General features: G+C 72.5%; 5 protein-coding genes. 3 read left to right on the top strand and 2 right to left on the bottom strand.

Features of this window, described 5'->3' with window-relative positions; all coding sequences use genetic code 11:
* Nucleotides 1-80 precede the first annotated feature (80 nt).
* Nucleotides 81-1055 (bottom strand): MIP/aquaporin family protein, encoded by a 975-nt coding sequence (locus ACFXPL_RS29755; protein ID WP_384925376.1) that lies wholly within the window; start codon nucleotides 1053-1055, stop codon nucleotides 81-83.
* A 423-nt stretch (nucleotides 1056-1478) separates the two neighbouring features.
* On the opposite strand from ACFXPL_RS29755, the gene ACFXPL_RS29750 reads away from it, so the two are divergent.
* On the top strand, nucleotides 1479-1829 hold the full coding sequence (locus ACFXPL_RS29750) for a GNAT family N-acetyltransferase (protein WP_384925374.1): 351 nt from the start codon (nucleotides 1479-1481) through the stop codon (nucleotides 1827-1829).
* Nucleotides 1830-2138: 309 nt separating this feature from the next.
* On the top strand, nucleotides 2139-2783 hold the full coding sequence (locus ACFXPL_RS29745; protein ID WP_384925372.1) for an aspartate/glutamate racemase family protein: 645 nt from the start codon (nucleotides 2139-2141) through the stop codon (nucleotides 2781-2783).
* Between the two features lie 434 nt (nucleotides 2784-3217).
* Here the strand turns inward: ACFXPL_RS29745 and gndA are convergent, their stop codons facing one another.
* A complete protein-coding gene (gene gndA / locus ACFXPL_RS29740; protein ID WP_384925370.1) occupies nucleotides 3218-4660 on the bottom strand; it encodes an NADP-dependent phosphogluconate dehydrogenase in 1443 nt (480 codons plus the stop codon).
* Nucleotides 4661-5140: 480 nt separating this feature from the next.
* Here gndA and ACFXPL_RS29735 point away from each other — a divergent pair, with 480 nt between their 5' ends.
* Nucleotides 5141-5902, top strand: a complete 762-nt coding sequence (locus ACFXPL_RS29735) for a DeoR/GlpR family DNA-binding transcription regulator (protein WP_384925368.1) — start codon at nucleotides 5141-5143, stop codon at nucleotides 5900-5902.
* The last annotated feature ends 121 nt before the right edge of the window (nucleotides 5903-6023 follow it).

Raw genomic sequence — 6023 nt, 5'->3', positions numbered from 1 at the left:
TTTTTTTTATCTCAGACTGGGGGGGGGGTGGGCCACCGTCCGTGGTGGCCCACCCCTCGTACGCGTACCGGCGCTACGCCTTACGCCGGCGGCCTGTTGCCGGGCGGCTCGTCGACGGGCGGCCCGTCGGCCGCGGGCCTGCCGGCGGAAGGCCCCGACGGTACGGGGGCGTCCTTGGCCGGGACCCGGCCCTCCTCGGTGGGGCCGCCGCGCGCCCTGATGACCGGTGCGATCAGCCGCTCGTAGAGCTGCGATCCGATGATGCCCCCGATGAGCGGGCCGACGATGGGGATCCACCAGTAGTGGCTGAACCACTGGAAGCTGCCGGGCAGTGCGATGGAGCCCCAGCCCTCGAAGAAGGTGAAGAGGCGGGGGCCGAAGTCCCTGGCGGGGTTGATCGCGTACCCGGCGTTCGTGCCGAAGGTCAGACCGATGGCGAAGACGACCAGACCGGTCAGGAACGGGCCGAGGTTGGAGCCCGGCGCCAGATTCTTCGTGTCGATGAGCGCGCAGATCAGCAGGAGGAGGACCGCGGTTCCCACGATCTGGTCGAGCAGCGGCCCCCACCAGGAATTGCCGAAATACTCGGCGGGGAACGTGGCGAAGATCGAGTAGGTGGAAAGGGATTGTTCCCGCCCGATACCCGCTTTGGTGTTGGTCGCGTCGATCGCCCACCGATAGGTGGCGTAGACGAGCGCGGCTCCGCAGAAAGCGCCCAGCAATTGGGCGCCCCAGTAGGGAAGGACCTTCCGCCAGGGAAAGGTCCGCCGGACCGCGAACGCGAGGGTTACCGCCGGGTTGATGTGCGCGCCGCTGATACCGCCGGCGACGTACACGCCGAAGACCACGGCAAGGCCCCAGCCCCACGAGATGATGAGCCAGTTGGCGGGCCCGAAAGCCGCGACCTGACGGCCCGAACCCGGCAGGCCGACCACGGCGACGGCCACCGATCCGCAGCCCAGCAGGAGCAGGACGAGCGTGCCCAGGAACTCGGCGACGAGTTCGCCGCCGATACCCTCCGGATAACCTCTGCGGCGTGGACTGCGTACGGCCATGTGCTCTCCTTTTCCCGGGCGGTTCCGCACCGCGCATCACACCTGCCTGACATTAGGTGCGGCGCCCGGCCGCCGCGTCCGGGTGGCCGGACGGGAAAGCCGTCCGTTACGTCCGACGGCGTACGGCAGACCGGTGATTCCGCGCGCCGCGCGGGGGCCGGGAATTCCGGAAAGGGAATCAGAACGGCCCTCGGAGGGCAGGGAACGCACGGACACCGGCGCGCGCTCCGCCCCGGGCCGGGGAATGCGGCGGGGTGTTCCGGGAACGCGTGGGTTTTCCTCGCGGAACCGTCGGCCGTCCGGGCGATCCCGCCGCGCATCCGGCCGGACCGGCGCCCGTAACGTACGGGGTCCGGCCCCCACCGGTGCCGAGCCGAGCCGAGACCGGGTCGGACCCGACCGACCAGCAGGGAGACAGGTTCCATGGCAGACCTGAACATCCGTGACAACCGGCCCCAGGGCCGCTTCGAGGCGTACGAGGACGGTCAGGCCGTCGGCGCCATCGCGTACGTCGCCCTGGTGGCCACCCCGGAGACGCCCGCCGTGCCCGCCGCGCTGGTCGCGGTGCACACCGTGGTGGAGGAGGGGTACGAGGGCAAGGGCATCGCGGGCACCCTGGTCCGCGAGTTCTACGCGATGGCGGCGCGCGAGGGCGCCTTCGTCGTCCCGCTCTGCCCGTACGCGGCCCGCTGGGCGCAGCGTCACCCCGAGGCGGCGCCGGAGGCACCGCCGGAGGTGGTCGAGGCCGCGAAGGCGCAGGTGAGGAGCGCGTGACGGCACAGCGCGGCGCGGCCGGACCACGGGCCTAGTACTGCAACGGTCTTTGCAGTACTAGGCCCTGTCTGGCAAATCCCGCCTGGCTCGCGACGCCCGGCACGCACACTCGCTGCGTTGTCGGAGTCGCCCGGGTACGTCCGGGCCGTCGAGGGTGCCGATCCTCCGCCTTGCGATCGCGCTCGGCATCCGAAGGGCAATTCAGTGCGCAGAGACGGAGCGAGCGGAGCGAGTGCAGTGCGCCAGACACCGCGAGCCCCGCCCTGCGGGCGGACGGCGCTATTTCAGACAGGGCCTAGCATCGTGGCCATGCTCGTCCTGCTGCACACCTCCCCGGTCCATGTCCCGGTCTTCGACGCCCTGCGGGACGCCGGCCACCCCGGTGTGCCGCTGCGTCACCTCGTGGCCGAGGAACTGCTCGCGCGGGCCAGGGCCGAGGGGCCCGAGGCCGTGGCGGCGGAGATCCGGGCCGTGCTCGCCCCGGCCGTGGCCGGGGGTGCGAGCGCGGTGCTGTGCACCTGTTCGACCATCGGGGACGTGGCGGAGAAGGCCGGGCCCGCGCTCGGGGTGCCCGTGCTGCGGGTCGACCGGCCGATGGCCGAGGCAGCGGCGGCGGCGGGCCGGGTCGTGGTGGTCGCGGCGCTGGAGTCCACGCTGGAGCCGACGGTCGCGCTGATCCGGGAAGCGGCCGCCGGGCGGCCCCTGGAGCTGCGTACGGTGCTGGTCGAAGGCGCCTGGGAGCGCTTCGAGGCGGGGGACAGGGACGGCTATCTGGACGCGGTCGCCGCCGCCGTCGACGCGGTCACGGAGGCCGGCGGGGCCGGGGTGATCGTGCTGGCCCAGGTGTCGATGGCCGAGGCGGCCGGGCGGGTCCGCGGTGCCGTTCCCGTGCTCGCGGGCCCGGCGACCGGGCTGGCCGCGGCGGTGGCGGTGATGGCGGCGGCCGGCCGCTGACCGCCGACCCGGTGGCCTCCGCCGTACGGCCTCCCGCCGGGTGATCCGTCCGGCGGGATCACGCGTGGACCCGGCGCGCGTGGGCACGCGCAGCGGGAGACATTGGGAAGGCACGACTCCCGCACTTCTGGAGGACAGGCATGACCAGTCCGTACCCCGACCCGGTTCCGCCGTCGCCCACCCCGCCGCCCGGTCCGCCCGGCCCGGGGCCGACGCCGGATCCCGTACCCCCGGGCCCGCCGTCCCCCGTGCCCACGCCGCCGGGTCCGGCGCCCATCCCGGGCCCCGACCCGGTCCCGGGCCCGCCGGACCCCGGCCCCGTACCGCAGCCCGAGCCGGAGCCGCAGCCGGGGCCGCTCGGCTGAGCCGGCGTCAGCCGGACGTCAGCCGGGCGTCGGCCGGACCGTAACCGGTCCGGCCGGCCGGGTGCCGGATCAGCCCGTCCGCACCTCGGAGCGGTCGCCGCCCCACAGGGTGTGGAACGAGCCCTCGCGGTCCGTGCGCCGGTAGGTGTGCGCCCCGAAGTAGTCGCGCTGGCCCTGGGTCAGCGCGGCGGGCAGCCGCTCGGCGCGCAGCGCGTCGTAGTACGCGAGCGCCGCGGCGAAGCCCGGGGTCGGCACGCCCTGGTGCACGGCGGAGGCGACCACCGCGCGCCAGTCCTCCTGAGCGGCGCCGATCTCCTCGGCGAACTGCTTGTCGGAGAGCAGGCTCGGCAGGTCGCGCTGCGCGTCGTACGCCTCACGGATCCGGTCGAGGAACGCGGCGCGGATGATGCACCCCGCCCGCCAGATCGCGGCGATCGAACCGAGGTCGAGGTCCCAGCCGTACTCCGCGCCGCCCGCCTGGAGCTGGTGGAAGCCCTGCGTGTACGACACGATCTTCGACGCGTACAGCGCCTGCTCGACCTGGTCCGCGAAGCGGGCCGCCTCGGCCTCGCTCAGCGGCGTCGCCGTCGGGCCCGGCAGCGTACGCGAGGCCTCCCGCAGCCCGGCGTGGCCGGAGAGCGAACGGGCGAAGACCGCCTCGGCGATACCGGAGACCGGGACGCCCAGGTCGAGGGCGATCTGCACGGTCCAGCGGCCGGTGCCCTTCTGCTCGGCCTGGTCGGTCACGACGTCCACGAACGGCGTGCCGGTCGCCTCATCCGTATGGGCCAGCACCTCGGCCGTGATCTCGATCAGATACGAGTCGAGGCGGCCGGTGTTCCACGACTTGAAGGTCTCCGCGATCTTCGCGGGGGAGTAGCCGGCGACGGAGCGCAGCAGGTGGTACGCCTCGGCGATGAGCTGCATGTCGGCGTACTCGATGCCGTTGTGCACCATCTTGACGAAGTGACCCGCGCCGTCCGGCCCGATGTGGGTGCAGCAGGGCGTGCCGTCCTTCGCCTTGCCGGAGATCTTCTCCAGCATCGGGCCGAGCGAGGCGTACGACTCGGTGGAGCCGCCGGGCATGATGCTCGGTCCGTGCAGCGCGCCCTCCTCGCCGCCGGAGATGCCGACGCCGACGAAGTGGATGCCGCGCTCGCGCAGGGCCTTCTCGCGCCGCCGGGTGTCCGCGAAGTGGGCGTTGCCGCCGTCGATGATGACGTCGCCCTCCTCCAGCAGCGGGGCGAACTCGTCGATCACGGCGTCCGTCGGGTCGCCGGCCTTCACCATGATGACCAGCCGGCGGGGCCGCTCCAGCGCCGCCACGAACTCCTCGGCCGACTCGGCGGCGACGAACGTGCCCTCGTCGCCGAACTCGTCCACCAGAGCACGGGTCTTCGACGCGGTGCGGTTGTGCAGAGCCACGGTGAAACCGTTGCGGGCGAAGTTCCGGGCGAGATTGCGGCCCATCACCGCGAGCCCCGTGACACCGATCTGGGCTGTACCACTCATGCGTGTGCTCCTGGATATCCGTCGAATTGTGCCGTGCACGGCCAGTAAAGACCCCCGTGCCCGGGCGCGCCAAGACAAACCCGCGGGCAGGGGGCCGACCGGGCCGGGCCGCCGGGGAGGGATACGTACCTCCGCGCACGGCTGTTCACCGCGCCCCTCCCGGACGCGCCCGCCGCCGGACGCGTCCCGCCGGCCGCCCGCGGCTGCCCGCTCCTGCCCGAATACGGGCTCCGTTTTCGGACACGGGCTGGACCGCACCGGGCGCCGATCGGGCACCGTGTGCCGCCATTCGGGCAGTGATCCGCGTAACACCGACCCCGTCAGAGGGTGTGACCAGCGCATACGTACTTGGTCAAACGGGCAGACTCGGACTCACTCAATGCTGTGAAGAGCCTGGTCGCAGCGGGTTCTCTGCTTGTACAAACGACGCATGAGCCCGAACGGGTGCTGAGCCGCAGCAAAGCAGGGAAGTGTGTGGTCGTGGACACCGACGAGCGTCGACGAGAAATCCTGGAGATCGCCCGGAGCGACGGGTCGGTGGAAGTCACCGCGCTGGCCGGGAGGCTTCAGGTCGCCAAGGAGACCGTACGGCGGGACCTGCACGCCCTGGAGGGACACGGGCTGGTACGGCGCACCCACGGCGGCGCCTATCCCGTGGAGAGCGCCGGATTCGAGACGACCCTGGCGGTGAGGACCACCCGGCTCGTCCCCCAGAAGTCCCGGATCGCGGCGGCGGCCGCCGATCTGCTCGGTGACGCCGAGACGGTCTTCGTCGACGAGGGGTTCACCCCCCAGCTCGTCGCCGAGGCGCTGCCCCGCGACCGGCCGCTGACCGTGGTCACCGCGTCCCTCGCCGTGGCCACCGCCCTCGCCGACGCCGAGAAGATCGCCGTACTGCTGCTCGGCGGCCGGGTGCGTGGCTCCACGATGGCCACCGTCGACCACTGGACCACCCGGATGCTCTCCGAATTCGTCATCGACCTCGCGTACGTCGGGGCGAACGGCATCTCGCGCGAGTACGGACTCACCACCCCCGACCCCGCCGTCAGCGAGGTGAAGGCACAGGCGATGCGCAGCGCCCGCCGCCGGGTCTTCACCGGGATCCACACCAAGTTCGGCGCGGTGAGCTTCTGCCGCTTCGCCGAGGTCGGTGACTTCGAGTCCATCGTCACGGACTCGGGGCTGCCCTCGGCGGAGGCCCAGCGGTACTCGCTGCTCGGGCCACAGGTCATACGCGTCTGACGCCGGATCCGTGCCCGGCTCCGCACCGCACCACCCCTCTGACCTCTTGCTTCTGACATCGCGTCACCCCCTCGCGGCACACCGGGTACCCCGGCGCACCGCCCCTCCCTCTCACCATCCC

It is taken from the genome of Streptomyces sp. NPDC059092, from assembly GCF_042756365.1.
In the GTDB taxonomy this organism is placed as follows: Bacteria; Actinomycetota; Actinomycetes; order Streptomycetales; family Streptomycetaceae; genus Streptomyces.
Note: the sequence above shows the minus strand (reverse complement) of the source record. Positions and strands in the feature narration are given on the sequence as shown.